This window comes from Mycoplana dimorpha, assembly GCF_003046475.1.
Classification (GTDB): Bacteria; Pseudomonadota; Alphaproteobacteria; order Rhizobiales; family Rhizobiaceae; genus Mycoplana; species Mycoplana dimorpha.
Map to the genome: position 1 here is coordinate 267,166 of NZ_PZZZ01000004.1, position 22,233 is coordinate 289,398.

The 22,233-nt window shown below is 66.9% G+C and carries 22 protein-coding genes; 9 read left to right on the plus strand and 13 right to left on the minus strand.

Features of this window, described 5'->3' with window-relative positions; genetic code table 11:
* Window positions 1-101 precede the first annotated feature (101 nt).
* From C7449_RS11435 to C7449_RS11450, 4 genes are all read left to right on the plus strand, one after another.
* Window positions 102-923 (plus strand): class I SAM-dependent DNA methyltransferase, encoded by an 822-nt coding sequence (locus C7449_RS11435; protein ID WP_108002927.1) that lies wholly within the window; start codon window positions 102-104, stop codon window positions 921-923.
* Window positions 924-1,002: 79 nt separating this feature from the next.
* Window positions 1,003-2,535, plus strand: a complete 1,533-nt coding sequence (locus tag C7449_RS11440) for a hypothetical protein (RefSeq protein ID WP_146165070.1) — start codon at window positions 1,003-1,005, stop codon at window positions 2,533-2,535.
* A gap of 118 nt (window positions 2,536-2,653) precedes the next feature.
* Complete coding sequence (locus C7449_RS11445; protein ID WP_108002929.1) at window positions 2,654-3,937, plus strand: MgtC/SapB family protein; 1,284 nt, start codon at window positions 2,654-2,656, stop codon at window positions 3,935-3,937.
* A 113-nt stretch (window positions 3,938-4,050) separates the two neighbouring features.
* Complete coding sequence (locus C7449_RS11450) at window positions 4,051-4,923, plus strand: NAD(P)-dependent oxidoreductase (RefSeq protein WP_108002930.1); 873 nt, start codon at window positions 4,051-4,053, stop codon at window positions 4,921-4,923.
* Between the two features lie 210 nt (window positions 4,924-5,133).
* On the opposite strand, the gene C7449_RS11455 is transcribed toward C7449_RS11450, so the two are convergent.
* The 3 genes from C7449_RS11455 to C7449_RS11465 all read right to left on the minus strand — a co-directional run bounded on the left by C7449_RS11455 (window position 5,134) and on the right by C7449_RS11465 (window position 7,005).
* A complete protein-coding gene (locus C7449_RS11455) occupies window positions 5,134-5,619 on the minus strand; it encodes an Lrp/AsnC family transcriptional regulator (protein ID WP_108002931.1) in 486 nt (161 codons plus the stop codon).
* A 158-nt stretch (window positions 5,620-5,777) separates the two neighbouring features.
* Window positions 5,778-6,431 carry a uracil-DNA glycosylase family protein gene (locus C7449_RS11460; RefSeq protein ID WP_108003199.1) on the minus strand — a complete coding sequence of 218 codons (654 nt, stop codon included), beginning with the start codon at window positions 6,429-6,431 and terminating at the stop codon, window positions 5,778-5,780.
* Window positions 6,432-6,447: 16 nt separating this feature from the next.
* Window positions 6,448-7,005, minus strand: coding sequence for a thermonuclease family protein (locus tag C7449_RS11465; protein WP_210204722.1), 558 nt, complete (start codon window positions 7,003-7,005; stop codon window positions 6,448-6,450).
* A 189-nt stretch (window positions 7,006-7,194) separates the two neighbouring features.
* On the opposite strand from C7449_RS11465, the gene C7449_RS11470 reads away from it, so the two are divergent.
* Window positions 7,195-8,730, plus strand: a complete 1,536-nt coding sequence (locus tag C7449_RS11470) for a sensor histidine kinase (RefSeq protein ID WP_108002933.1) — start codon at window positions 7,195-7,197, stop codon at window positions 8,728-8,730.
* 17 nt (window positions 8,731-8,747) lie between these two features.
* Here the strand turns inward: C7449_RS11470 and C7449_RS11475 are convergent, their stop codons facing one another.
* The 3 genes from C7449_RS11475 to cobT all read right to left on the minus strand — a co-directional run bounded on the left by C7449_RS11475 (window position 8,748) and on the right by cobT (window position 11,545).
* Entirely contained in the window at window positions 8,748-9,851 is a 1,104-nt protein-coding gene (locus C7449_RS11475; protein WP_108002934.1) for a hypothetical protein, read from the minus strand.
* Between the two features lie 71 nt (window positions 9,852-9,922).
* On the minus strand, window positions 9,923-10,324 hold the full coding sequence (locus C7449_RS11480; RefSeq protein ID WP_108002935.1) for a diacylglycerol kinase: 402 nt from the start codon (window positions 10,322-10,324) through the stop codon (window positions 9,923-9,925).
* Between the two features lie 204 nt (window positions 10,325-10,528).
* Window positions 10,529-11,545 (minus strand): nicotinate-nucleotide--dimethylbenzimidazole phosphoribosyltransferase, encoded by a 1,017-nt coding sequence (cobT, locus tag C7449_RS11485; protein WP_108003200.1) that lies wholly within the window; start codon window positions 11,543-11,545, stop codon window positions 10,529-10,531.
* A 214-nt stretch (window positions 11,546-11,759) separates the two neighbouring features.
* Here cobT and C7449_RS11490 point away from each other — a divergent pair, with 214 nt between their 5' ends.
* The 3 genes from C7449_RS11490 (at window position 11,760) to C7449_RS11500 (ending at window position 13,575) form a co-directional block, all read left to right on the plus strand.
* Complete coding sequence (locus C7449_RS11490) at window positions 11,760-12,545, plus strand: adenosylcobinamide-GDP ribazoletransferase (RefSeq protein ID WP_108003201.1); 786 nt, start codon at window positions 11,760-11,762, stop codon at window positions 12,543-12,545.
* A 113-nt stretch (window positions 12,546-12,658) separates the two neighbouring features.
* Window positions 12,659-12,880 (plus strand): DUF1289 domain-containing protein, encoded by a 222-nt coding sequence (locus C7449_RS11495; RefSeq protein ID WP_108002936.1) that lies wholly within the window; start codon window positions 12,659-12,661, stop codon window positions 12,878-12,880.
* Complete coding sequence (locus tag C7449_RS11500; protein ID WP_108002937.1) at window positions 12,877-13,575, plus strand: retropepsin-like aspartic protease family protein; 699 nt, start codon at window positions 12,877-12,879, stop codon at window positions 13,573-13,575. The genes C7449_RS11495 and C7449_RS11500 overlap by 4 nt, the downstream gene beginning before the upstream one ends.
* 13 nt (window positions 13,576-13,588) lie before the next feature.
* Here the strand turns inward: C7449_RS11500 and C7449_RS11505 are convergent, their stop codons facing one another.
* The 4 genes from C7449_RS11505 to C7449_RS11520 all read right to left on the minus strand — a co-directional run bounded on the left by C7449_RS11505 (window position 13,589) and on the right by C7449_RS11520 (window position 17,656).
* Entirely contained in the window at window positions 13,589-14,350 is a 762-nt protein-coding gene (locus C7449_RS11505) for an ABC transporter permease (protein ID WP_108002938.1), read from the minus strand.
* The gene (locus C7449_RS11510; protein WP_108002939.1) at window positions 14,347-15,273 is read right to left on the minus strand and encodes an ABC transporter ATP-binding protein; all 927 of its coding nucleotides are present in this window, start codon (window positions 15,271-15,273) and stop codon (window positions 14,347-14,349) included. Before C7449_RS11510 ends, C7449_RS11505 begins: the two co-directional genes overlap by 4 nt.
* Before the next feature lie 89 nt (window positions 15,274-15,362).
* The gene (locus tag C7449_RS11515) at window positions 15,363-16,184 is read right to left on the minus strand and encodes a sulfite exporter TauE/SafE family protein (RefSeq protein WP_108002940.1); all 822 of its coding nucleotides are present in this window, start codon (window positions 16,182-16,184) and stop codon (window positions 15,363-15,365) included.
* Window positions 16,185-16,456: 272 nt separating this feature from the next.
* The gene (locus C7449_RS11520; RefSeq protein ID WP_108002941.1) at window positions 16,457-17,656 is read right to left on the minus strand and encodes an extensin-like domain-containing protein; all 1,200 of its coding nucleotides are present in this window, start codon (window positions 17,654-17,656) and stop codon (window positions 16,457-16,459) included.
* A gap of 300 nt (window positions 17,657-17,956) precedes the next feature.
* On the opposite strand from C7449_RS11520, the gene C7449_RS11525 reads away from it, so the two are divergent.
* Window positions 17,957-18,343: an acyl-CoA thioesterase gene (locus C7449_RS11525; RefSeq protein ID WP_108003202.1), complete on the plus strand. Its 387-nt coding sequence runs from the start codon at window positions 17,957-17,959 to the stop codon at window positions 18,341-18,343.
* 45 nt (window positions 18,344-18,388) lie between these two features.
* Here the strand turns inward: C7449_RS11525 and C7449_RS11530 are convergent, their stop codons facing one another.
* The 3 genes from C7449_RS11530 to C7449_RS11540 all read right to left on the minus strand — a co-directional run bounded on the left by C7449_RS11530 (window position 18,389) and on the right by C7449_RS11540 (window position 21,820).
* Window positions 18,389-19,558, minus strand: coding sequence for a DUF1501 domain-containing protein (locus C7449_RS11530; protein WP_108002942.1), 1,170 nt, complete (start codon window positions 19,556-19,558; stop codon window positions 18,389-18,391).
* Window positions 19,559-19,712: 154 nt separating this feature from the next.
* Window positions 19,713-21,377, minus strand: coding sequence for a DUF1800 domain-containing protein (locus C7449_RS11535; RefSeq protein WP_108003203.1), 1,665 nt, complete (start codon window positions 21,375-21,377; stop codon window positions 19,713-19,715).
* 89 nt (window positions 21,378-21,466) lie between these two features.
* A complete protein-coding gene (locus tag C7449_RS11540) occupies window positions 21,467-21,820 on the minus strand; it encodes a DMT family protein (RefSeq protein ID WP_108002943.1) in 354 nt (117 codons plus the stop codon).
* Window positions 21,821-22,233: the final 413 nt, after the last annotated feature.

Below are 22,233 nucleotides of genomic sequence, written 5' to 3' on the forward strand. Positions count from 1 at the left end.
TCCTCTTTGTTCCCGTTGTGAAATGTCAATTTCCCCGCCGAGCGGCCCTGCACCCTTGCGCGCCGTTGCCAAACGCCGCTGTCGGGCCTATGACGACGGCCATGAAAAAGATCGACGAAGAAGCGCTCGCGCAAGCCTACGACCGTGCCCTCGCCCTGGAGAAATCCGGAGATCTCGACGCGGCCGCCAGGGCCTATGCCGAGGTGCTGGCGCTCGATCCCGACGACCACGGCGGCGCCGCCGTTCGCCTCGCCTCGATGGGCCGCGGCGAGACGCCGGAAAAGGCACCGGATGCCTATGTAACGACGCTGTTCGACCAGCACGCCGAAGTGTTCGAGGACGTTCTCGTCGAGCAGCTCGGCTATGCCGTGCCGGTGCTCGTGCGCCAGCGGCTCCAGACGCTGGGCCTCGGCCCCTTCAAGCGCATGCTCGACCTCGGCTGCGGCACCGGCCTCACCGGCGGCACGCTGCGCGACATGGTGGAGGACCTCACCGGCATCGACCTGTCGGAGAACATGGTCGAGATCGCCCATGAGAAGGATCTCTACGAAACCCTCTACGTCGCCGAAGCCGTCGATTTCCTCGACGACAACGACGAAGAGCCCTTCGACCTGATCACCGCGACCGACGTGCTGCCCTATCTCGGCGCGCTCGAGCCGCTGTTCTTCGGCGCCGCCGACAATCTCGTCCCCGGCGGCCTGTTCATCTTCTCCTCCGAGACCCTGTCCGCCGACACCTTCGCCGGCCGCGGCTTCATGGTCGGGCCGCACCAGCGTTTCGCCCACGCGGAGGACTATGTGCGCAACCGGCTCGACGCCACCGGCTTCGACCTGGTCGAAATCGCCGACATCACCGTGCGCATGGAGGACGGCGAGCCGACGCCCGGCCACCTGGTGGTCGCACGGCGTCGGGGCGACGCATAAGAGAGAGGGACACAACCTTCTGGCGCCGCTGCGGCAATTTCCCTAGCCTATGTCCCGCACACCGAGGGGACCGCGGCCGATGGAGAACGTCACAGCGGCAACGGACGCCGCAGCACATGGCTATGTTGCGAGCTCTCTTCTCTACATCTGGGCGAGAATAAATGGCTGGGCCCTCCTTGTGGCCCTTCTTACGCCAGCCCTTATCATCTTCGGACGCCAGGAAATCCGCGTTCGCCGTGTTCGACAGATCGTCGACTTCGAGCGCACCTTCGACCACCTGGGATCCTCCGGTGAGGACCGGATCAATCCGTCGTTCGAGTTCGTCCGCAGCAAATACCTGTCCGACGTCGACGCGGATGGTGGCTGGGAGACAAAGAGATCCGCCCTGCCGACGGGCATCCCGCTCAACGACCTCTTGAACCGCATCCGCCGGCAGGGGCTGCTCCGGGACCTGCGTCTCCTGGTGTCATCCATCGGACTGATCATCGTGACCTACCTCGGTTTTGATGCGCTGATGGCGGCGTTTCGCTGCAACCTCATCAGTGTGTCGTGCACCTGCGGCAGCACCGTTTTTGCCGGCTGCAACGCACCGGCGCCGGCGGCGGCAGGCGCGACGGAAGCCGGCTACGGTAATCTCATCGTCATCGGCGCCCTCGCCTTTGTGGGCGCCTATGTGGGCGCCGCTCGCAGCTTCCTGCGCCACCTGGCCGTCTATGACCTCAGTTCGTTCACCTTCCTCAAGCAGACCGTCGAGATCGTCGCCGCCAGCATCTTCGCGATGATCGCCTTTGCGGCCCTGGACGATCCGTTCTTGGTGTTCACGGCACCGGTACAAGACAGCGTCCCGGCACGCAGCGGGGCGATCCCACGCGTCTGGATCGCCCTCGCCCCGATCCTGGGCCTGATGCCGCGGGCTGCAACGCAGTTCGTCTACACGAAGACGAGAAATCTCATCGCCTGGTTCAAGTCTGAAGACGACCGGTTCGACAGCGTGACGCGCATCACTCCGATGGACGTCATCGACGGCATCGACTTTGCGACGCGCTTCCGCCTGGAGGACTGCGGCATCTACGACGTGCAGAACCTGGCCTCCACCAATCCGATCATGTTGCACATCGAATCGCCGTACGGCATCTACCAGTGCATCGATTGGGTCGCGCAGGCCCAGCTCTGCCATATTCTCGGCATCGAAAAATTCCTGATGATGCGCGAACTGAACATCCGGACGATCTTCGACCTGGAGCGGGCCATCGACAGCGCGGGAGAACCGAACGAAGCCGACACGATCTATGCCGGAATCCTCTTTGCAGCCACCGATAACCTGCGTTCGGTGTCCACGATCGGCAACAGCCGGCCCTTCATCGTCGAAGACGGCAGGGTCTCGGCCGTCTCGATCGATGACTACTGCGCCTGGGCGCGCACCGTGATCGGCACCACGCCGGAACAGACGAGCAGATGCATCGAGCACGTCATGCGCTGGATCGGCGATGATCTCCATGTCCGCCGGCTGCGGTTGGTCTGGAACGATATCTCGAGGTCCCTTGGGCCACGCGCCTGGGCACTGCAGGATGTTCGCCCTCACACCGTATTCGAACGCGGCGCCGGCATCTGAACGCCCCGCTGACCCTTTCTGCCTCCCCTGCCGCCGCTCGCTTGTCCGGCTTGCTGAGCACTGTGCCGGTGCTCCGGGGGCGACTTGTTTCAGACCGGCAGGCGGGTATGCTGCCCGAATGGATACTGTCGAAGCATTTCAACGCCTTGGCGTCGCGTTGGCGATCGGACTCCTCGTCGGCATCGAACGCGGCTGGAAGGAACGCAGCGTTCGCGCCGGCGGTCGCACGGCAGGGATTCGCACCTTCGCCCTGGTCGGCCTGCTTGGCGGCCTGACCGGCTATCTCCAGCCCTATTTAGGAACAGCCTTCGCGATCGCCTTGCTGCTTCTGTTCGGCGCGATCTTCACCCTCTTCAAACGCCGCGAAGCCGAGGAGGAGGAGGATTACAGCGTCACCGGCGTCATCGCCGCCATCCTGGTGTTCGTGCTCGGCGCAGCCGCGGTCGTGGCCGATCCCCGCGTGGCGGCGGCAGCGGGCGTGGTGACCGCCGGCTTCCTCGCCGCCCGCGACCGGCTGCACGGCTTCCTGAGGCGGCTCACCTGGCTCGAACTGCGCTCCGCCCTTGTCCTCCTCGCCATGACGGTCGTGGCCCTGCCGCTGCTGCCGGATCGCCCGATCGACGCCTGGGGAGGCCTCAACCCCCGCACGCTCTGGCTGATGACGGTGATGATCGCCGCGATCTCCTACGCCGGCTACATCGCGGTGCGGGTGGCCGGCTCCGAGCGCGGCGTACTGTTCGCCGGCGCGGCGGGCGGACTGGCCTCCTCCACGGCGCTCACCGTGGCCTTCGCCAATTTCGCGAGGAAGGCACCGGAGAGCGGCCGGCAGCTCGCCGCGGGCGCGATCCTGTCGGGCGCGCTTTCGCTTGCGCGCGTTCTCGTCCTCAGCTTCATCCTGGCGCCTGCCCTCGCCCTTGCGCTGGCGGCATCGCTCGTGCCTGGGTTTCTGGCCATGCTCGCCGTGGTGTTCTGGACGACCCGGCATGGCGCGGAGGGGGGCAAGGCCCCCGAACTGACCATGACCAACCCGTTCGATCTCCGCGTCGTGCTGCAGTTCGGCCTGCTGCTCGGGGCGATCACCTGGGTCTCCAAGGTCCTCGTGGACACCGGTCCGACCATGCTCTACGCCGTCGCCGCGATCTCCGGAACCATGGATATCGATGCGATCACGCTTTCAACGGCTCGGCTGGCGGGCGGATCGATCTCGCTGGATACGGCGGCGACAGCCATTCTGATCGCCGTCGTCGTCAATCTCCTCACGAAAGTGGGGCTGGCGGCATCCGGAGCCGGCGCAGGCGCCTTCACTGCGCGGCTCGGCGGCGCGACGCTGTTCTGCATCGGCTGCGGCCTGGCCGGCTACCTCCTGCTCATGCCGCTCGTTCCCGCGCCGGCACCCGCCTGAACCGCTGCCCGAGCCGCAGCCTCGGCCACGCAGCGACACCCGAGGCCGGCGGCAGCACTTCCGCCGAGCCCCGCTTTCCGATACATCACCACGGATAAAGAGGAGAACCCAGCATGGCAAAAGTCGCGTTCATCGGTCTCGGCGTCATGGGCTACCCCATGGCCGGCCATCTCAAGGTCAAGGGCGGCCATGACGTCACCGTCTACAACCGGACCTTCGCCAAAGCCGAGAAATGGACCGAACAGTTCGGCGGCAAGGCCGCGAGCACGCCCGCGGCGGCCGCCGAGGGCGCCGACTATGTCTTCGTCTGCGTCGGCAACGACGACGATCTGCGCTCGGTCACCACGGCCGAAGACGGCGCGCTGGCGGGCATGAAGGCGGGCGCGATCCTGATCGACAACACCACCGCCTCTGCCGAAGTGGCCCGCGAACTTTACGAAGCGGCACGGGCCCGCGGCTGCGCCTTCCTCGACGCCCCGGTCTCCGGCGGCCAGGCCGGTGCCGAGAACGGCGTGCTTACCGTCATGTGCGGCGGCGACCAGGAGACCTTCGACAAGGCCAGGCCGGTCATCGACGCCTATGCCCGCATGGTCGGCCTGATGGGCCCGGCCGGGTCGGGGCAACTGACCAAGATGATCAACCAGATCTGCATCGCCGGCCTCGTCCAGGGGCTTGCCGAGGGCATCCATTTCGGCAAGCGGGCCGGGCTCGACATCGAGAAGGTGGTCGAGGTGATCTCCAAGGGGGCGGCCGGCTCCTGGCAGATGGAGAACCGCCACAAGACGATGAACGAAGGCAAGTACGACTTCGGCTTTGCCGTCGACTGGATGCGCAAGGATCTCGGCATCGTTCTGGCGGAAGCCCGCCGCAACGGCGCCAAGCTGCCGATCACCGCCCTGGTCGATCAGTTCTACGGCGACGTGCAGGAGATGGGCGGCAACCGCTGGGATACGTCCTCGCTGCTGGCGCGGCTGGATCGGAAGTAAATTCTAGAGCAGATCGCCTGACACAAATCTCAGGCGATCTGCTCCATGCCTTGGCCCGGACGCCGTTGCGGGCTTTCGGGTGACATCCTCAGCCTGGAAAGAATGTCTCGCCCAACCAACTTCGGGTCCGGCCGACATCGCCGCCATGGAACGCGCGCCCACGACTGCACTCCAGTTCAGATCGGCCGTCAAAGCCGGATCCGGCCGGCGTCAGTCGTCGGCCGACTTGCTGTCCACCATCATGTAGTCGAGCGGCAGCTCGGTGGTGTACTTGATCTGCTCCATGGCGAAGCTGGAGGAGACGTCGCGGATCTCGATCCGCGCGATCAGCCGCTTGTAGAAGGCATCGTAGGCGGCGATGTCGGGCACCACCACGCGCAGGAGATAGTCGACGTCGCCACTCATCCGGTAGAACTCGACCACCTCGGGGAAATCCACCACCACTTCCGAGAAGCGCTTCAGCCATTCGATCGAGTGCGAATTCGTTCGGATCGAGACGAAGACGTTCACCTTGGTGTTGATCTTGACGGGGTCGAGCAGCGCGACGCGGCGGCGGATGACGCCGTCTTCCTCCATCTTCTGGATGCGCCGCCAGCACGGCGTCGTCGACAGGCCGACCTTCTTTGCAAGATCCGCCACGGCAAGGGTGGAGTCCTCCTGCAGCAGCCGAAGTATCTTGCGGTCGAGGCGATCCATGTAAATTCTCCCTGTCGCGCCGCCCTGCCCCTTGGGCCGGTGCGGCGGCAATCCTCACGGCGCACCGCGCGGAGACCGCAACCGGCCACCGGCATTGATGCCCTTTGAAACGAATTTCCTATTAGGACGACTCTCGTGGCGAAATAAAGAACATCATTTCAGCCGAGGCGGGTTTTCACCTGCTTTCGCAACTCCGGAAGCAGGTCCTCCGCAAACCATGGGTTGCGCTTCAGCCAGCCGGTGTTGCGCCAGCTCGGATGCGGCAGCGGCAGCACCGCCGGTCCGTCGTTGCGCGACAGGAAACGCCGCCACGCCGCCACGGTCTCCGTCATGGTTTTCTCGCGCAAGGCGCCCAGATGCCAGGCCTGCGCATACTGGCCGACCGCCAGCACCAGCTCGATCTGCGGCATGGCGGCCATCACCTTGTCCCGCCAGCGCGGCGCGCATTCGCGCCGCGGCGGCAGGTCGCCGCCATTGGCGTCGTAGCCGGGGAAGCAGAACCCCATCGGCACGATCGCGAACAGGTCACGGTCGTAGAACTGCTCGCGGCTGACCTGCAGCCAGTCGCGCAGCCGGTCCCCGGAGGCGTCGTTGAACGGAAGCCCGGTCTGATGCACCCGCAGGCCCGGGGCCTGCCCGGCGATCAGGATGCGCGCCTTGTCCGACAGCACCGTCACCGGCCGCGGCTCGTGCGGCAGGCAAAAGGCCGACCCACCGGCCGGGGCGTCGCGGCAGAGGCGGCATGCGGCGATCGCGGCCGCCAGCGCGGCGGTCTCCGGCGGTCGTCCCTGTCCGTCGTCCTGGCCCGCCATCGTCATGCCTCTCACGTCATTGCAGGCCGATCGCCCGCAGCACCATCGCCAGGATGCCACCGACCACCTCGTGCGGCTCTTCCTGCGGCCGGCCGTGCTGCTGCCGCCACTCCTGCGGCCGTTCGAAGCTGCTACCCCAGAGGCCCTTGCGCTCCGCCCGCGCCAGCGCTTCCGCATCCTCATAGTCGCCGTAGGAAACCGCAAGCCCTTCGCGCACCATGCGCGCGCCAAGGTCCTCGCCGCCGACGCGGCAGCGCGCCAATGTCCTGTTGTAGCGGTCGGTGCCGATGAGGGTGCAGGCGATCGCCCCTTGCCGCAGGAGTTCCGCCAGCCGCGCGCGGGCCGCCGCGCCGCACTGCCATTCCGCCCCGTCCCTGCGGCAGGGCTGCGTCAGTTCCGGTGCATCCATGCCCGACAGCCGGATGCGCAGGCCGTTCATCGTCAGCGTGTCGCCGTCGGCCGCCCGGGCCGTGCCCCCGAGAACCTCGGAACCGGCGTGCTGCTCGAGCCGCGCGGCAATCAATGCCATCAGCATCAGGATGGCGACCGCGACCACCAGGTCGCGCCTCTTCATGCCACTGCGCGCCAAACTATCCTCAATCATTCGATGTATCCGAAGCGGGTGCGCCTCGGACCGGCGTTCATGCCGTGTGGTGCGCCGCGCATAATGGCGAAACCCTTTGCAAATTCCTAACGCCCGGCAGCATCTTTTTAAGAAATTGCCTCTACACTCCGGCGCGTGATCACAACCGCAAGACAACCCATGGGTACCGGGGCCACCACCACGACCGACAAGAACATCGTCGACCGATCGCGCAGCCACCGCAACCGGGCTGTTTCGCGCGCCGTCCGCGTCACCCGCGAGCGCCTGCAATCGGCCGCCGGAGCCCCGCCGGTGTTCGAGCGCGAGATGCTGTTGCTCTACATCGACGCCGTGCTGAGCGGCGCGCTTGCGATGCCGGTGCTGATCTTCGCGCTGGTCGGCATCGGCACCCATTTCAGCCGCGATTCCACCTACGTCATGTGGGGTGTGATGGCGCTGAGCATGCACGCCATCGGGCTGCTGCTGGCCCGCCACGTGCGCTCGAAGGGACTTGCGCCGGAAGAACTGCAACGCTGGCGGCGCCTGCTTCTGGCCACCCAGTTGCTGATGGGCGCCGCATGGGCCGTCTTCGCCCTGCAGGAATGCGACCCCTGCACCGGCAACGCCTTCGCCTTCTACAAGGGAACCGCGCTGCTCGTCGCCCTTTGCGTCACGACGATGACCGCGCTGATGCTGCGCCACGCCGTCCTCTGCGCCTTCCTCCCGACCGTGGCGGCCCTCGCCGTATATGCCGTCGTCACCCCCGAGCCGATGATCGTCGGCATGACGGCGATCCTCTCGGTCGCACTGGTCTTTCTGTCCATCCTCACCGGCCGGCTCCGCCGCACCAGCACGCAACTTTTGTCCTTCCAGTCCGAGAAGGACGACCTGATCGTCGAACTGGAGGTGGCGAAGTCGATGTCGGACGAGGCCCGCCGCCGGGCCGAGGAGGCCAACCTCGCCAAGTCCCGCTTCCTCGCCTCGATGTCGCACGAGCTGCGCACGCCGCTGAACGCCATCCTCGGCTTTTCCGAGGTCATGTCCACCGAGGTGCTCGGCCCGCTCGACAACCCGATCTACAAGGAATACACCGCCGACATCCACAATTCCGGCAAGCACCTGCTCAATCTCATCAACGAGATCCTCGACCTTTCGCGGATCGAGGCCGGGCGCTACGAATTGACGGAAGAGGCGATCCGGCTCGTCGACATCTGCGAGGACTGCATCGGCATGGTGCAGCTGCGCGCCCAGGCCAAGAACATCTCCATCACCGAACAGTTCGAGACCGGCATGCCCGATGTCTGGGCCGACGAGAAGGCGATGCGGCAGGTGGTGCTCAACCTGCTCTCGAATGCGGTGAAGTTCACCCCGCAAGGCGGTGAGATCACCATGCGGGTCGGCTGGACCGCCGGCGGCGGCCAGTATGTCGCCATCCGCGACAATGGTCCGGGCATTCCCGAGGAAGAGATGCCGGTCGTGCTGTCGGCCTTCGGCCAGGGCGCCATCGCCATCAAGAGCGCCGAACAGGGCACCGGCCTCGGCCTGCCGATCGTCCAGGCGATCCTTGCCAAGCACAATGGCGAGTTCATCCTGAAGTCGAAGCTGCGCGAAGGCACCGAGGCCATCGCCATCCTCCCGGCCAAGCGGGTGCTGCAAAGCCTGCCGCCGGTCGAATCGATCAAGACGGTCGCCCCCCGCCGCCGCAGCTTCGCCTGAGGGGTGGCCGGCTGCCGTCAGCTCACGAGCGCCAGGAACGCGGCATCGTCCTTGAAGTCCTGCAGGTCATTGTCGTAGGAGCCGGGATTGGAGAGCGCCTTAAGCCGCGCTTTGTAGGCCGGATCGAGGTTGACGGCGTTGCGGACGCAGGTCAGGACGCTGTTCGATGTTTCGCTCAGCTGCTTTTGCCGTTCCGGTTCCGGCAGCGACTCGCTATCCGGACTCTTCAACAACGCATGGTACTTCTGCCCGAAGGCGCAAGCCATCAGCAGCCAGTACTCCGCACTGCCGCGCGCCGAACTGCCGCTGATCTTGTTGCCGAGGTCGATCGCCCGCTGATAGCCGCCCTCTACGTAGAGAAGGGAGCGGATGATATCGAGGCCCTGGTTGACCGAAGGAGCGGCGCCGCCCGAGACCAGCTTGACCGACGGATCCTCGCTCTCATCGCTTAACTGCGCGGCTTCCTTGATGACCGCCTCGGCGCCCTGTTCGAGCTTGGCCGTACCATCCGGCTCATCGCCCAAGATTTGCTCGACATACTGGAACAGCGGCGAGAGATAGAGCCGGGTGTAGAGGTAGAAGAAGATGAAACCGGCCACCATTCCGAACAGGAGGATAGGCGGGCCGATGACCGGAATCGTCGCGCCGGCTGGTCCCAGATGACTGGTTTCAGTCCGCAGATAACCGGAAAAGGCGGCGAGATGGTCGTCGATCGTTCCGATCTGCGTCAGGCCGACGCCGACCAGCATGGTCGTCAGCCATTCGGAGATCCGCTCCAGATTGGAATTCGAGCGCAGGAGGCTGACCTTCCGATCCTTCCCCCTGCCTTCCTCCTCCGGCCGGCGCACTTCGTTGTCGGGCAACGGCGCCAGCGGGTCCTTTGCAAGGATCCGCGGAACGGAAAAGAGAAAGCCGAACATGCCGCCGATGGCGGCCGAGCTGACCAGGATCAGGCCGCCAACCCCGATCGCGGCCGAAAGTCCGCTCGTCTGCGAGATGATCAGGAACAGCAGAGCGGCAGCAACCAGCGCCAGCGCCACCTCGCCGAGAAACAGCGCCTTCCGGTTTCGATTGTGCTCCGCCCGCTCGGCGAGATTGGTTCCGAGAACAATTCCCTGCACGGACTGCCCTCCCCCTCTTTGCAGGAGGATACGCCCGCAGAAAATGTCAAGTCAACGTGAAATTGTCGGAATCAAAAATACAACCCGAGAGCGATCACGTACACCGCATACCCCCCGTTCGCCAGGATCAGGCAGAAGACGGCGAACGAGCCGAGATCCTTGGCGTGCTTGCCCATTTCCGAGATCTCCGGCGACACCCGGTCGACGATCTCCTCGATCGCCGTGTTGATTGCCTCGAACGCCATCATCAGCAGGAACAGGATCGCCATCGCCACGTACTGGAAGAAGGTCGCCCCGACCAGCACGAAGACCGCCATCACCAGGCCGAAGGCGATCAGTTCGTGCCGGAAGGCCGCCTCGCCGAGCAGGCGCCGTGCCCCGCCGAGCGAGTAGCTTGCGGCGGCGAACAGATGCCGCAGCCCCGTCTGCTTCTTCACCGGTCCCCTGTCGATCCTGCCTTCAGCCATGGACATCGTTCTTCTCTCGCTTATCCCGGTCTCGGAAGCCGGCACATGACATGATGCCAGCAAAGCACAAAAAAACCATTGCGGGCGGCATCGGCCCCGTATCGGGGCTAGATGGCGGAAACATGGCCGCAAATCGAGCAACGCAGACAAGCGTGCCTGCGCGCACCCGCCCGCATCTGCGGCCCCTGCCGTGCCCGTGAAGGGCCGGCCTTAGTCCTTGTTGCTGACGCCGGCCTGGGCGAAGGTCGCCATGCCGGAATGGCAGGCGGCCGCCGCCTTGACGATGCCCGCGGCAAGCGCCGCCCCCGTCCCCTCGCCGAGCCGCATGCCGAGCGCCAGAAGCGGCGTCTTGCCCAGCTTGTCGATGGCCGCCATATGCCCCGGCTCGGCCGAGACGTGGCCGATCAGGCAGTGGTCGAGCGCAGACGGATTGGCCGCCCTCAGGATCGCTCCGGCGCAGGTCGCGACATAGCCGTCGAGGATCACCGGAATCTTCTGCATGCGCGCGGCAAGGATCGCCCCTGCCATCGCGGCGACCTCGCGCCCGCCGAGCCGACGCAGCACCTCGAGCGGATCGGAGAGGTGGCTGCGATGCAGCTCCACCGCCTTCTCGACGGCTGCGATCTTGCGGGCGAGCACCTCGCCCTGCGAGCCGGTGCCCGGCCCGACCCATTCCGCCGCCGTGCCGCCGTAGAGGGCGAGATTGATCGCCGCGGCGATCGTCGTGTTGCCGATCCCCATTTCGCCGATGCAGAGCAGGTCCGTGCCGCCGGCCACCGCCTCCATGCCGAACGCCATGGTGGCGGCGCAGTCGCGCTCGGAAAGCGCCGCCTCTTCGGTGATGTCGCCGGTCGGATAGTCGAGCGCCAGGTCGAACACCTTCAGCCCGAGATCGTAGGCGACGCAGATCTGGTTGATCGCCGCCCCGCCGGCGGCAAAGTTCTCCACCATCTGCGCGGTGACGGATGGCGGATAGGGGGTGATGCCGTGCTTCGTCACGCCGTGATTGCCGGCGAACACCGCCACCAGCGGCCGGGTAACCGCCGGCGGCCGGCCGGTCCAGGCGGCCAGCCAGAAGGCGATCTCCTCGAGCCGGCCGAGCGCACCGGCCGGCTTGGTCAGCTGCGCGTCGCGTTCGCGCGCCTTGACCAGCGCCGCCGAATCCGGGCCCGGCAGATTGCGCAGCAATTCACGGAAATCATCGAAGGGCAGGCCGCTGGCACTCATCTTGGGGAATTCCTTGTTTTCAGCTTCCAAAGCAGGAGAGGATGCCTCCTATTAGAGATCGGTAACCAGTCCGACAACCGCAATTGCGGCGGTTCTTGTCGCCGCCTGTGCGTTGCGGCATGCAGGACAGGCATACATTGCAGGCCGCGTGCGATCGCCTTCCGGTCTTGCGACCGGTGCGCCCGCGCCGGCCGATGGCGCCCAGGAGGAAAAGCTGGTGGACATCCGCGACTACATCGACGACGTGGCGCGCTCCGTCGCCTTCCTCTCGCGGATCCGCGTGCCGCAGCGGCATTTCGCCGGCCACGACGGGCGTCTCAGCCGCACCGTCCGCGCCTTTCCGGTCGCCGGCGTCCTGATCGCGCTTCCCGCCGCAGCCTTGCTGGCCATCTTTAAGGCGCTGGGCGTTTCCACGCTGTTTTCGGCTTTCATCGTATTGGCCGTCCAGACGCTCCTGACCGGAGCGCTCCATGAGGACGGCCTCGCCGACACCGCCGACGGTCTCGGCGGCGGACGCGACCGCGATAGCATGCTGGCGATCATGAAGGACAGCCGCAGCGGCTCCTACGGGGTCGTCGCCCTGGTTCTCTCCTTCGGGATCCGGTCGGCGGCGCTGGCCGCCATCCTTCCGCTGCTCACCCCCGTCACCGCGGCATTGATGCTGCTCGCCGTCGCCGCGGCCAGCCGGACGGCGATGGTCTGGCACTGGTCGATGCTGCCGCCCGCCCGCGCCGACGGCGTGGCCGCGTCGGCCGGCGCGCCGGATGGCGAGGCGACGCGCACCGCCCTGCTGTCGGGGGCGGCGATCGCGGCGCTGCTGCTCTTGCCGGACGCGCCGCTTTTGGCCGTCGCCTCGGTCGCTCTTGCCGTCGCTGCCGCCGTTTTCGCGTTCACCGATGTCGTGCGCGACAAGCTCGGCGGCCACACGGGCGACACGATCGGCGCAAGCGAACAGTTCGCCGAGATCGCCGCGCTTGCCGCCCTTGCACTGGCGCTCTGACCCGCCGATATAAATCAATGCGTGTCTCGCCTGGCGGGAGACATGCCAGAAGGACCTGAGCGGCGAGCCGACCGGTGGGAGCGCAACCGGTCCAGGAAAGATTTGGAGACCCGATGGAATCGCCCTGCATCCTCGTCTGCTCGATCGACGACGTCACCGGCTACTGCTTCGGCTGCGGCCGCACCCGCGACGAGATCGGCGCCTGGACGCTGTACAGCGCCGGCGAACGCCGCGCCATCATGGCCGACCTGCCGGCGCGGCTCGCCACGGTCGAACGCAAGCCGCGCCGCGAGACCCGGCGCGCGCGCATGGCCCGGGAGCGCGACGAGATATGAGGTTCTGGATCCTCATCGCCATTGTCGGTTTCGGCCTGGCGATGCTCCTGTGGAACCATCAGACAGGCCGCACCTTCGGGCTGCCGAACGACGATTTCGGCCATTTCGTCCAGCTCGCCGCCATCGGCGCGTTGATTGCGACCGGCCTGCTCGCCAGCCGCCGGCGCCTGGGCGAGACGCTGCGCAATGCCGCGCTGTGGCTGCTGATCGCGCTGCTGTTCGTCGCCGGCTACGTCTATCGCGACGACCTCACCTCGATCGCCGACCGGATGACCGCAGGCCTCGTTCCCGGCCGCGCGGTGCTGACGACCGACTCGTCCGGCGCGCAGATCCTCGTGCTGCACAAAATGGGCAACGGCCATTTCCAGGTGAAGGCCGAGATCGACGGACGGCACGTCAGCATGCTCGTGGATACCGGCGCAAGCTCGGTGGTGCTCTCCTATGCCGATGCCGAAAGGCTGGGCCTCGAACCGGAGACGCTGGATTTCAACATGATGGTGTCGACGGCGAACGGCGTGAGCGTCGCCGCGCCGGTTCGGCTGGACAGCCTCGCGGTCGGCCCGATCGAACGCCGCCACGTCCGCGCCATGGTCGCCGGCCCCGGCAAGCTCGACCAGAGCCTGCTCGGCATGAACTTTCTCGGCAGCCTCGGCTCCGTCGAGATCCGCGGCGACGAGCTTCGCCTGCGCGACTGACCCAGCCTCGCCCTCAGTTCTTCAGCTTGTAGCCGGTCCGGAAGATCCAGGCGGTGATCGACAGGCAGGCTGCGAGGAAGCCGGCCACGATCGCCAGGCTCAGGATCGGATTGACGTCGGCGATCTCGAAGAAGCTCCAGCGGAACCCGGAGACGAGGTAGAGCACCGGGTTGAAGTGGCTCACCGTCTGCCAGAACGGCGGCAGCATGTCGATCGAGTAGAAGCTGCCGCCGAGAAACACCAGCGGCGGGATCACCAGCATCGGGATCAGGTTCAGCTGCTCGAAGTCCTTGGCCCAGATGCCGATCATGAAGCCGAACAGGCTGAAGCTCACCGCCGTCAGAACGAAGAACAGCACCATCATCAAGGGATGGGCAATGCTGATGTCGACGAACAGCGAGGCGGTCGCAAGGATGATCGTGCCGACGATCAGCCCCTTGGTCGCCGCCGCGCCGACATAGCCGATCAGGATCTCCACCGTCGAGATCGGCGCCGAGAGGATCTCGTAGATCGTGCCGGTGAATTTCGGGAAATAGATGCCGAACGAGCCGTTGCCGATGCACTGGTTCAACAGCGTCAGCATGATCAGGCCCGGCGCGATGAAGGCGCCGTAGGGCACTCCGCCCACCTCCTGCACGCGCGAGCCGATCGCCGCCCCGAAGACGATGAAGTAGAGCGAGGTGGACACGACCGGCGAGACGACGCTCTGCAGCAGGGTGCGGCGGGTGCGCGCCATCTCGAACTTGTAGATCGCCTTGATCGCCTCGAAGTTCATTTCGCCCCTCCCACCAGTTCGACGAAGATGTCCTCGAGCGAGCTCTGCTCCGTCGCCACGTCCTTCATCCGCAGGCCGGCGGCCGCGAGCGCTGCGAGCAGGCCGGTGATGCCGGTGCGCTCGCCGGCCGTATCGTAGTCGTAGACCAGCGTGTGCCCGTCGTCGCCGAGGGAGAGATTGTAGTGCGACAGCGCCGCCGGCACCGCTTCGACCGGCTCGGCCAGTTCCACCGTCAGCCGCTTGCGGCCGAGCTTGCGCATCAGCGCCGCCTTGTCCTCGACCAGCAGGATTTCCCCCTTGTCGATCACGCCGATCCGGTCGGCGATCTCCTCGGCCTCCTCGATGTAGTGCGTGGTCAGGATGACGGTGACGCCGGTGGCGCGCAGCCGCTCGACCAGCTGCCACATCTCCTTGCGCAGGCTGACGTCGACGCCGGCCGTCGGCTCGTCGAGGAAGAGGATTTTGGGCTCGTAGGACAGCGCCTTGGCGATCAGCACCCGCCGGCGCATGCCGCCGGAGAGGAAGCGCAGCATCGTGTCCTTCTTGTCCCAGAGCGACAGGTCGCGCAGGATCTTCTCGATCAGCGCCGGGTCGGGTCTCTTGCCGTGCAGCCCGCGCGAGAACGACACCGTGTTGAACACCGTCTCGAAGGCCTCCAGCGTCAGCTCCTGCGGCACCAGCCCGATGATCTCGCGGGTCTTGCGGAAGTCGCGGATGACGTCGTGGCCGGCCACCGTCACCCGTCCGCTCGTCGGCGTGACGATGCCGCAGACGATCGAAATCATCGTCGTCTTGCCGGCGCCGTTCGGGCCGAGCAGCGCCAGGATCTCGCCCTCCTCGATATCGAGGCTGACGCCCTTCAGGGCCTGGAAGCCGGTCGCATAGCTCTTGGTGAGATTCTCGATGCGGACGATAGGCGCCATGAAACGGTCCATGCGATGAACGGAGGCAGGACCAGCTATATGGACCTAAGGACCGGCCCTGTCATCCCGTCCGGTGTGAAAACCTGAGTTCAGCCGTAGATGCTGTAGAGAAAGCGCGCCCCCACCAGCAGCAGGAAGACGCCGAAGCCGATCTCCAGTTGGCGCCTGCTCAGCGCATGCGCCAGCTTCACGCCATACGGCGTGACGGCGAGCGCGATCGGGATGATCAGCGCCACGGCGATCCAGTTGACGAAGCCGGTCGACAGCGGCGGCAGCCCCGGCGCACCCCAACCGGCCCAGATATAGCCGAACAGGCCCGGAATCGAGATCAGCACGCCCACGCCGGACGACGTCGCCACCGCCTGGTGGATCGGCCGGCCATACATGGTCATGAAGGTGTTGTTCAGCACCCCGCCGCCGATTCCCATCAGCCCGGACAGCGTGCCGATGACGACGCCGGCGATCCATCGCCACGGATTGGGCGGCAGGTCCCGCCCGAGCCGCCAGTGCGGCTGGTCGAGCAGCATGCGCAGCGCCACGGCAAAGGCGATGGCGACGAAGATCAGCCGCAGCCCCTGGCTCGAGATCAGCGCGGCGATCACCGCGGCAAGGATCGCACCGAGCGGCAGTGCCACGATCCAGCCCTTCAGGAGCTCCAGGTCGACCACGCCGAGCTTGCGGTGGCCGGTGAACGAGCGCAGCGACGTCGGCACGATGATGGCGATCGAGGTTCCGATCGACAGGTGCATGCGCACCGCCTCCGGCACGTCGAGATAGCCGAATACCTGGTAGAACACCGGTACCAGGATCGCCCCGCCACCAATGCCGAAGATGCCGGCGAGCAGGCCCGAGACGACACCCGCCGCGGCAAGCGCAAGGGCGAACACGATGAGGTCGGTGACGGGGGGCATGGCGGCTCCAGACAGGGGGCGAGGACTCGCAAGGAGTCGAACAGGTTCGCAACTGTCATCAAACGCGAAGAATTTCAATCATTGTCTCGATCGAGGTGCACAGGCGTGGCACGATCATCGCCTGTGCGCTTCCACTCGCAATGACTGCGAAAACCGCCTGCGTTTCCCTGTACGCGCCGCGGACCGGATGGATGAACCGTCCGCAAGATCGACCGCTTCGGTCGTTCCCCTTCGGCCAGTCTTCGCGCTGGCCCTTTTTCATGCCGGCGTGGCTAGAGGCTGCAGTGCCGGTAGCCCGACTTCCGCATCCGCAGGTCGAAATGGAAATGGTCCGTGTGGAATCGGTCGCTGCCGGGACCGAGCACGGTGGTGAAGTACTTGCAGCTGTCGGTGCGCACCGCCTTCAGCAGCCCCTTTTCGCGGAAGGCGAAGAAACCCTTCCTTCGGACCAGGATCTCCTTGCCGCTGTTGAGCACGATCTTGCCGACGTCGATCGCGTTGCCCCTTGCATGTTCCGACATCGCCGCGCCGCGCTGCGAGTTCATGGTCCGGCAGGAATAGGAGGACATCTGGTGGATCGAGCGGACGCCGGAGAGGTAGCGAAGCCGCGCCGAGGGCGCGAGCTCGTTCTTCACCCACTTCGCGAAGGCCTCGGTGATCTGGCAGTTGACCCGCGCCGCCGGCTTGATCTGGATGCCGCCGGAAAGGGCCTGCAGCTCGATCGGATAGGCGATGCCGCAGGACCGCCCGCTCGAGAACGCCGGGACGTCGCGATAGGTCACCCCGAGCCGCTGCAGCCGCTGCCGGCAGGCCTTTTCCGCGGCCGGCATGCCGCCGTGCGATTCCGGCACCGCCATCGGATCGGTGAAGCGCGGGATGAAGGCGACCTGCTGATCCTGCCCAGCCGGCTTGGACCCGGACGCTGGCGCCCGCAGGCCGATCTCGCCGCCCGCCTGGCTCATCGGCACCGGCAACGGCTGACCGAGCTGCCGGGGTGTATCCGTGCCGATCCCGTCGACCATCACCTGCGTGGCGTTGCCCTCGGCGATCTCTTCCGCCTGGGCCTCGGCCAGACCCTGGATCGGTTGCTGCCCCGATCCGTGGGCCGCCCCCACGCCGAGCCCCGCATCCATGTTCACGCCATCGTCGGGGATCTGCAGGGTGCCGCCCGCCATCGACGCCCGCGCCGCACCATTCGCGCCAAGCGCCGCGTCGCTGTCGATAATCGGCAGCTGCCTGGACGTGCCCGGCACGACCGCATAACCGTCGCCCGCCGATGTTACCGGCATGGTCTCGGTCGGATAGGCAGCCGCCCCCTCGGCGCCGATCGCACGGGCGGGCGTGATCGCATTCACGGTATTGTCGCCATCGATGCCGACCGGCGGCGTCAGATCGCCCGAGCAGCCGGCGACAAACACGGCCGCCAGCAGCGCGCGCGGCATTCGCCGGGAGAAAAAGCACGCAGTACCCATCATGTCTCCCGTAACGAATGCCGCCTCTTGCCCGGAAAGGTCCGCCGTTCTGCCGCCCATCGTGCAGACGCCTGTGTCCGCAATCGGGTGAAAATTGCCGCACGAGCCGCGGATCGGCTTACGCCCTGTGGCACCGGCAAATTTTAGGCCGACAGGGTAAACGAAGTGTTTCGCGCCGCCCCGCCGCAATCGGCAGTCAGCCTTAGCGCGTGACGGAAAGTTCCTCGCCGCTGGCCGCGGCTGCCCTTCCTCTGCCGCCGAGAGTCGGCTACACGGTTTCCTTCAACGGGAGTTCGAATGATGGCAGATACCGACGGCCCGCAGGGCCAGTTGACCCTCCGCACGCTCGCCATGCCCGGCGACGCCAACGCGGCCGGCGACATCTTCGGCGGCTGGGTGATGTCGCAGATGGACCTTGCCGCCGGCATCCGCGCCGCCGAGCGGGCGCGCGGCCGCGTCGTCACCCGCGCGGTGAAGGAGATGGCCTTCGAACTGCCGGTGCGGATCGGCGACACGATCAACGTCTACACCGAACTGACCGGCGTCGGCCGCAGCTCGATCACGCTTTTGGTCGAGGCCTGGGCCCGGCGCTACCTGACCGGCGAGCTCGACAAGGTGGCGGCAGCCACGTTCATCATGGTCGCGCTCGACCACGACGGCCACCCGACCGCCGTGCCGGCCGAGTAGCGCAAGCCACGACCTCGGCAAGCGGCACCGGACGAACCGCACCGTTCAACCGCGCAAAAAGCTCGCGGACCTGTCGAGCGCCAGCCCCGGGAAGATATCCCTACCGAGGTCGCGCGCCGCAATGGCGAACTGCTGGTAGAGCATCGCCGCCGCCAGCTGGCGCAGGTCCGTGGTCGGCGCAAGGTCGCGCCCGTCCAGCAGGCTGCCCTCGGCAAGCCCCGGCCAGGCCCCGTGCACCTTGCCGCCGGCGACCGCCCCGCCGGCGATGACCGCAACCCCGCCCGTCCCGTGGTCGGTGCCGCCCGAGCCGTTTTCCTGCGCGGTGCGGCCAAACTCGGTGATCGCCAGGATCGCCGTCCGGCGCCACGCCTCCGGGGCAAGGAGGGCTTTCAGGGTGAGGATCGCCGCGCAGAGATCGGCCACCGGCCGTTCGAACGTCTTGTCCTGGCCGATATGCGTGTCCCAGCCGGTGATGGAGAAACTGGCGATGCGATATTCGCCGTTGAGCATTCCGGCGGCGAGCCTCGCCACGTCGGCCACCCCCGCGCCCCGTTTCTCGCCCTTGAAGATGCCGTCGGAGAACAGGTCGGTCTCCATCGCCTCGCTCAGGGCTGCGGCGAACAGCGGGTCGTGGCGATAGAGCCGGACGAAGGCGGCCTGCTCGTCCTCCGCCAGTTGCAGGTCGGCGCGGGTCGTCCAGACGTCGACGGGATTGGGGCCCGACAGGATCAGTTCGGAGGTGGTGTTGACGTCGATCGCTTTCCGCCCGGCGCTGCGGGGGATGGCGGCGATCGCCCGGTTCAGCCAGCCGGTCCGCTCTTCCTGCACCGCCGCGCCGCCGCTTTCGAGCATGTCCTGCCCGTCGAAATGGCTCCGGCCCGAGCGATAGGGTGTGGAGACGGCATGGACGAAACCGAGTTCGCCCGACCGCCACAGCGGCATCAGCGCCTGCGCGGACGGATGCAGGCCGAAGAAGCCGTCGAGATCGACCAGCCCCTGTTCCGCCGAGAGCGCCAGCTTCGGCCGCAGGGCGCGCAGGGCCGGATCGCCGTGCGGCTGCACCAGCGCCAGCCCGTCCATCGCGCCGCGCAGCACGATCGTCACCAGCCTCCTGTCGCCCGGCAGCGCCGCAAAGCTGACCGGCGTCACCAGCGGCGCTGCGGCCACGCAGCAGGCGCCGGCAAGCAGGGTACGGCGGCTGAATTCGGTCGTCATCGTCTCCTCTCCCCCGGCGCGCGAGCCCTGAATCTCCGGAACGCGCCCCGGTTCGCCTACGCACCGGGCGCCCGGCCGAGCCCCGCCGCTTCCGCTCGGCACCTCGTTCAGCACCTGTCAGCACCCCGGGCCAGCACCCGGGCAGCAGGTCGGCCTAGCGCCGGTTGAACTCCGGCGAGCCCAGCAGCAGCGCAAGCCCCGCCTGCCGGCTCGGCGCCCGTGTCACCACCTCGATCGTGTCGTCGCGGGCCGCATCGGCCAGCACGGTCCCGAGCAGTGCACGCGGGTCCTGGTCACCGCCGAAGCGCGCCACCAGCCGATGGCTCCAGCCGATCCGCTGCGTCAGCTGGCTGGCGGTGATCCAGGCCGACAGGCCTTCGTCCCAGCCGGCCGGGCTCGGCGGCCGCCACAGCGGTTGCCCGAGCGCCTGCAGGGCGGCGACCGAAAACGGGTTGGCCCGGATCGGCACGCGCCCGTCCTCGGTCGGCGCCATGACCGCGCCGGCGCCGCCGGCTACCGTCATCGGCGGTGCCGCCATGTTGACGGCTCCGGGGACCGTCTGGGGATCCGCCATTCCGCTGCCGCTTCCGGCCGTTATCGGCGGCGCGATCTCTCCGGCCCTGTCGGCCTCGCCTGGCGGAGTTTCCGCCATCTGTGCCGGATCGGTCTCCATTGCCGGTGCTCCTGCGGAATTCGCCGGCAGCGGCGCCAGCGCCTCGGTCGGCACGTCCAGCGCCCGCAGGCTGGCGACGACGAAATCGAGCGGCTGCCGCGCCTTCTGCCCCGCCTGCTCCCAGCTGCGCGGATGCTCCAGCATCGTCCGATACACCGAAAGCAGGTTGCCGTCGCTCGCCGTCCAGGTCGCCACCATCGCCTCCACCACCTCGGGAGGCGGGTCATCGGCGATGAAATGGACGACCAGCTTGCGGCAGATGTGGCGGCGGGTCGCCTCCATGCCGGAAAGGTCGGCGAGCAGCGCCGTCACGTCCCCGTACCGGCGCTCCGGCCCGCCGTAGTCCCGGCCGAGCACGCGGTGGACGCCCGGCTCCGCCCGGTTTTCGCGGAAGGTCGTTTCGAATGCCCAGGAATTGTAGTCCAGTCCGGTCAGCACCAGGGCGGCGGCGCGCACGTCCTGCTGGCTGTAGCCGCTGCCCGCCCCCATCGTGTGCAGCTCGATCAGCTCGCGAGCGAGGTTCTCGTTCAGTCCACGGCCCCGGTCCAGTCCGACCGGCGAGTCCGGCCCGATCGACTGGGACTGGTCGAGATAGGCGAGCATCGCCGGATGCAGCACGGCCGCCTGCAGCAACGGCGTGAACGACCCGGCGAGATTCGGCCGCAGCGCCTCGGCCTCGTAGAGCCCGACGAGCAGCCGCATGTTGGGATTCTTCGCGGCGCTGACGGCGAAATGATTGAACCAGAACGAGGCCAGCCGCTCGAAGAAGCCGTTCGGCGACGCGGCGGCGTGCTGCACCTTCAGGTGCTGGTCGCGCAGGAAGGCGGCCGCCAGCCCGATCTGCACCGGATTGACCGGTCGGTCCCCGACGAGACGAACGGTACCGTCGCGGCGCGCCTGCCGCTGCGCCTCCGACAAGGCGCGAAACTGCGCAAAGCTGGCCCGGCGTCCGGCAATGCCGTCATAGGGAAACGGGCAGGCCTCCGCGACGCCGCGTCGCACCTGCGCGATCAGCGCCGCGGCATCCGCCGCCGGCGCCTCGCCGGGCCGCACGCCGTAGCCGAAGCGATGCGCGGCAATCGTTGCGAGCGTGCTCGCAGCGGATTCCGCGGGCGTGCCGGACGCTGCGATCGCTGCGGATGACATGCCCATGCTCCCTCATGGTGCTGCCATCCTCATAGCGTCGGAAAGCGACTAATTTGCGTGCCGCGCCGGCCATCTTGCCCTGACGAGCGTCATCCCTTGAAGACGAAGGCGGCGCCGGCGGCGATCAGCGCGAAGCCGACCAGGTGGTTCCAGGTCAGGCTCTCCTTCAGCCAGAACACCGAGAAGCCGGCGAAGATCACCAGCGTGATCACCTCCTGGATCGTCTTCAGCTGCGCCGCCGAATAGACCTGGTGGCCGATCCGGTTCGCCGGCACCGCCAGGCAGTACTCGAAGAAGGCGATCGCCCAGCTGGCCAGCACCACCACAAAGAGCGGCGCCGCCTTGACCTTGAGATGGCCGTACCAGGCGAAGGTCATGAAGACATTGGAGAGGCAGAGCAGGACGATCGGCCAGACGGCCGTGGGGTTCAATGCGAAAGGCATGGGAGCATCCGTGTCGGTTGGCGCTGTCCGTCAAAGGTCTGCACCTTCTTATCCGATCAAGCAACTCCGCTGCGTGTCGATTTAGCGATTGCCGTCACGCCCTTCTGCTGCCTCGCAGCCGCTGAACGGCAATAACGCAGGCGTCTTTTCGTAGCTGGAACCCTCGATGTTTAGAACCAAGCCGTCGGCTTCCACTGCTACACGCCGCAGTTCGTCTGCGCGGTTCCGCCGTCGCTGCTCGGCACCATCTGCTTCTTCGGACCGTTCCAGGGGGTCGTCGTGCCCTAGGCGATCAACAGACGCAGGCCGATTGTTTGGATCAGCCCTTATCAAGCTGCCGAACCGCCTCGCGGCGTGGCTTGTCGCCGGCCAATTCGTTTCCCTTTTGTACCCGTTGCCCCTTCCCTTTCGAC

Coding starts and splice junctions, on each gene's coding strand:
- cobT (WP_108003200.1), bottom strand. CDS start 11,545: ATGAGTGCCAGCGGCCTGCCCTTCGATGATTTCCGTGAATTGCTGCGC.
- C7449_RS11535 (WP_108003203.1), bottom strand. CDS start 21,377: ATGTCATCCGCAGCGATCGCAGCGTCCGGCACGCCCGCGGAATCCGCT.
- C7449_RS11470 (WP_108002933.1), top strand. CDS start 7,195: ATGGGTACCGGGGCCACCACCACGACCGACAAGAACATCGTCGACCGA.
- C7449_RS11480 (WP_108002935.1), bottom strand. CDS start 10,324: ATGTCCATGGCTGAAGGCAGGATCGACAGGGGACCGGTGAAGAAGCAG.
- C7449_RS11500 (WP_108002937.1), top strand. CDS start 12,877: ATGAGGTTCTGGATCCTCATCGCCATTGTCGGTTTCGGCCTGGCGATG.
- C7449_RS11445 (WP_108002929.1), top strand. CDS start 2,654: ATGGATACTGTCGAAGCATTTCAACGCCTTGGCGTCGCGTTGGCGATC.
- C7449_RS11510 (WP_108002939.1), bottom strand. CDS start 15,273: ATGGCGCCTATCGTCCGCATCGAGAATCTCACCAAGAGCTATGCGACC.
- C7449_RS11530 (WP_108002942.1), bottom strand. CDS start 19,558: ATGACGACCGAATTCAGCCGCCGTACCCTGCTTGCCGGCGCCTGCTGC.
- C7449_RS11455 (WP_108002931.1), bottom strand. CDS start 5,619: ATGGATCGCCTCGACCGCAAGATACTTCGGCTGCTGCAGGAGGACTCC.
- C7449_RS11460 (WP_108003199.1), bottom strand. CDS start 6,431: ATGGCGGGCCAGGACGACGGACAGGGACGACCGCCGGAGACCGCCGCG.
- C7449_RS11495 (WP_108002936.1), top strand. CDS start 12,659: ATGGAATCGCCCTGCATCCTCGTCTGCTCGATCGACGACGTCACCGGC.
- C7449_RS11525 (WP_108003202.1), top strand. CDS start 17,957: ATGGCAGATACCGACGGCCCGCAGGGCCAGTTGACCCTCCGCACGCTC.
- C7449_RS11465 (WP_210204722.1), bottom strand. CDS start 7,005: ATGAAGAGGCGCGACCTGGTGGTCGCGGTCGCCATCCTGATGCTGATG.
- C7449_RS11540 (WP_108002943.1), bottom strand. CDS start 21,820: ATGCCTTTCGCATTGAACCCCACGGCCGTCTGGCCGATCGTCCTGCTC.
- C7449_RS11450 (WP_108002930.1), top strand. CDS start 4,051: ATGGCAAAAGTCGCGTTCATCGGTCTCGGCGTCATGGGCTACCCCATG.
- C7449_RS11440 (WP_146165070.1), top strand. CDS start 1,003: ATGGAGAACGTCACAGCGGCAACGGACGCCGCAGCACATGGCTATGTT.
- C7449_RS11505 (WP_108002938.1), bottom strand. CDS start 14,350: ATGAACTTCGAGGCGATCAAGGCGATCTACAAGTTCGAGATGGCGCGC.
- C7449_RS11435 (WP_108002927.1), top strand. CDS start 102: ATGAAAAAGATCGACGAAGAAGCGCTCGCGCAAGCCTACGACCGTGCC.
- C7449_RS11515 (WP_108002940.1), bottom strand. CDS start 16,184: ATGCCCCCCGTCACCGACCTCATCGTGTTCGCCCTTGCGCTTGCCGCG.
- C7449_RS11520 (WP_108002941.1), bottom strand. CDS start 17,656: ATGGGTACTGCGTGCTTTTTCTCCCGGCGAATGCCGCGCGCGCTGCTG.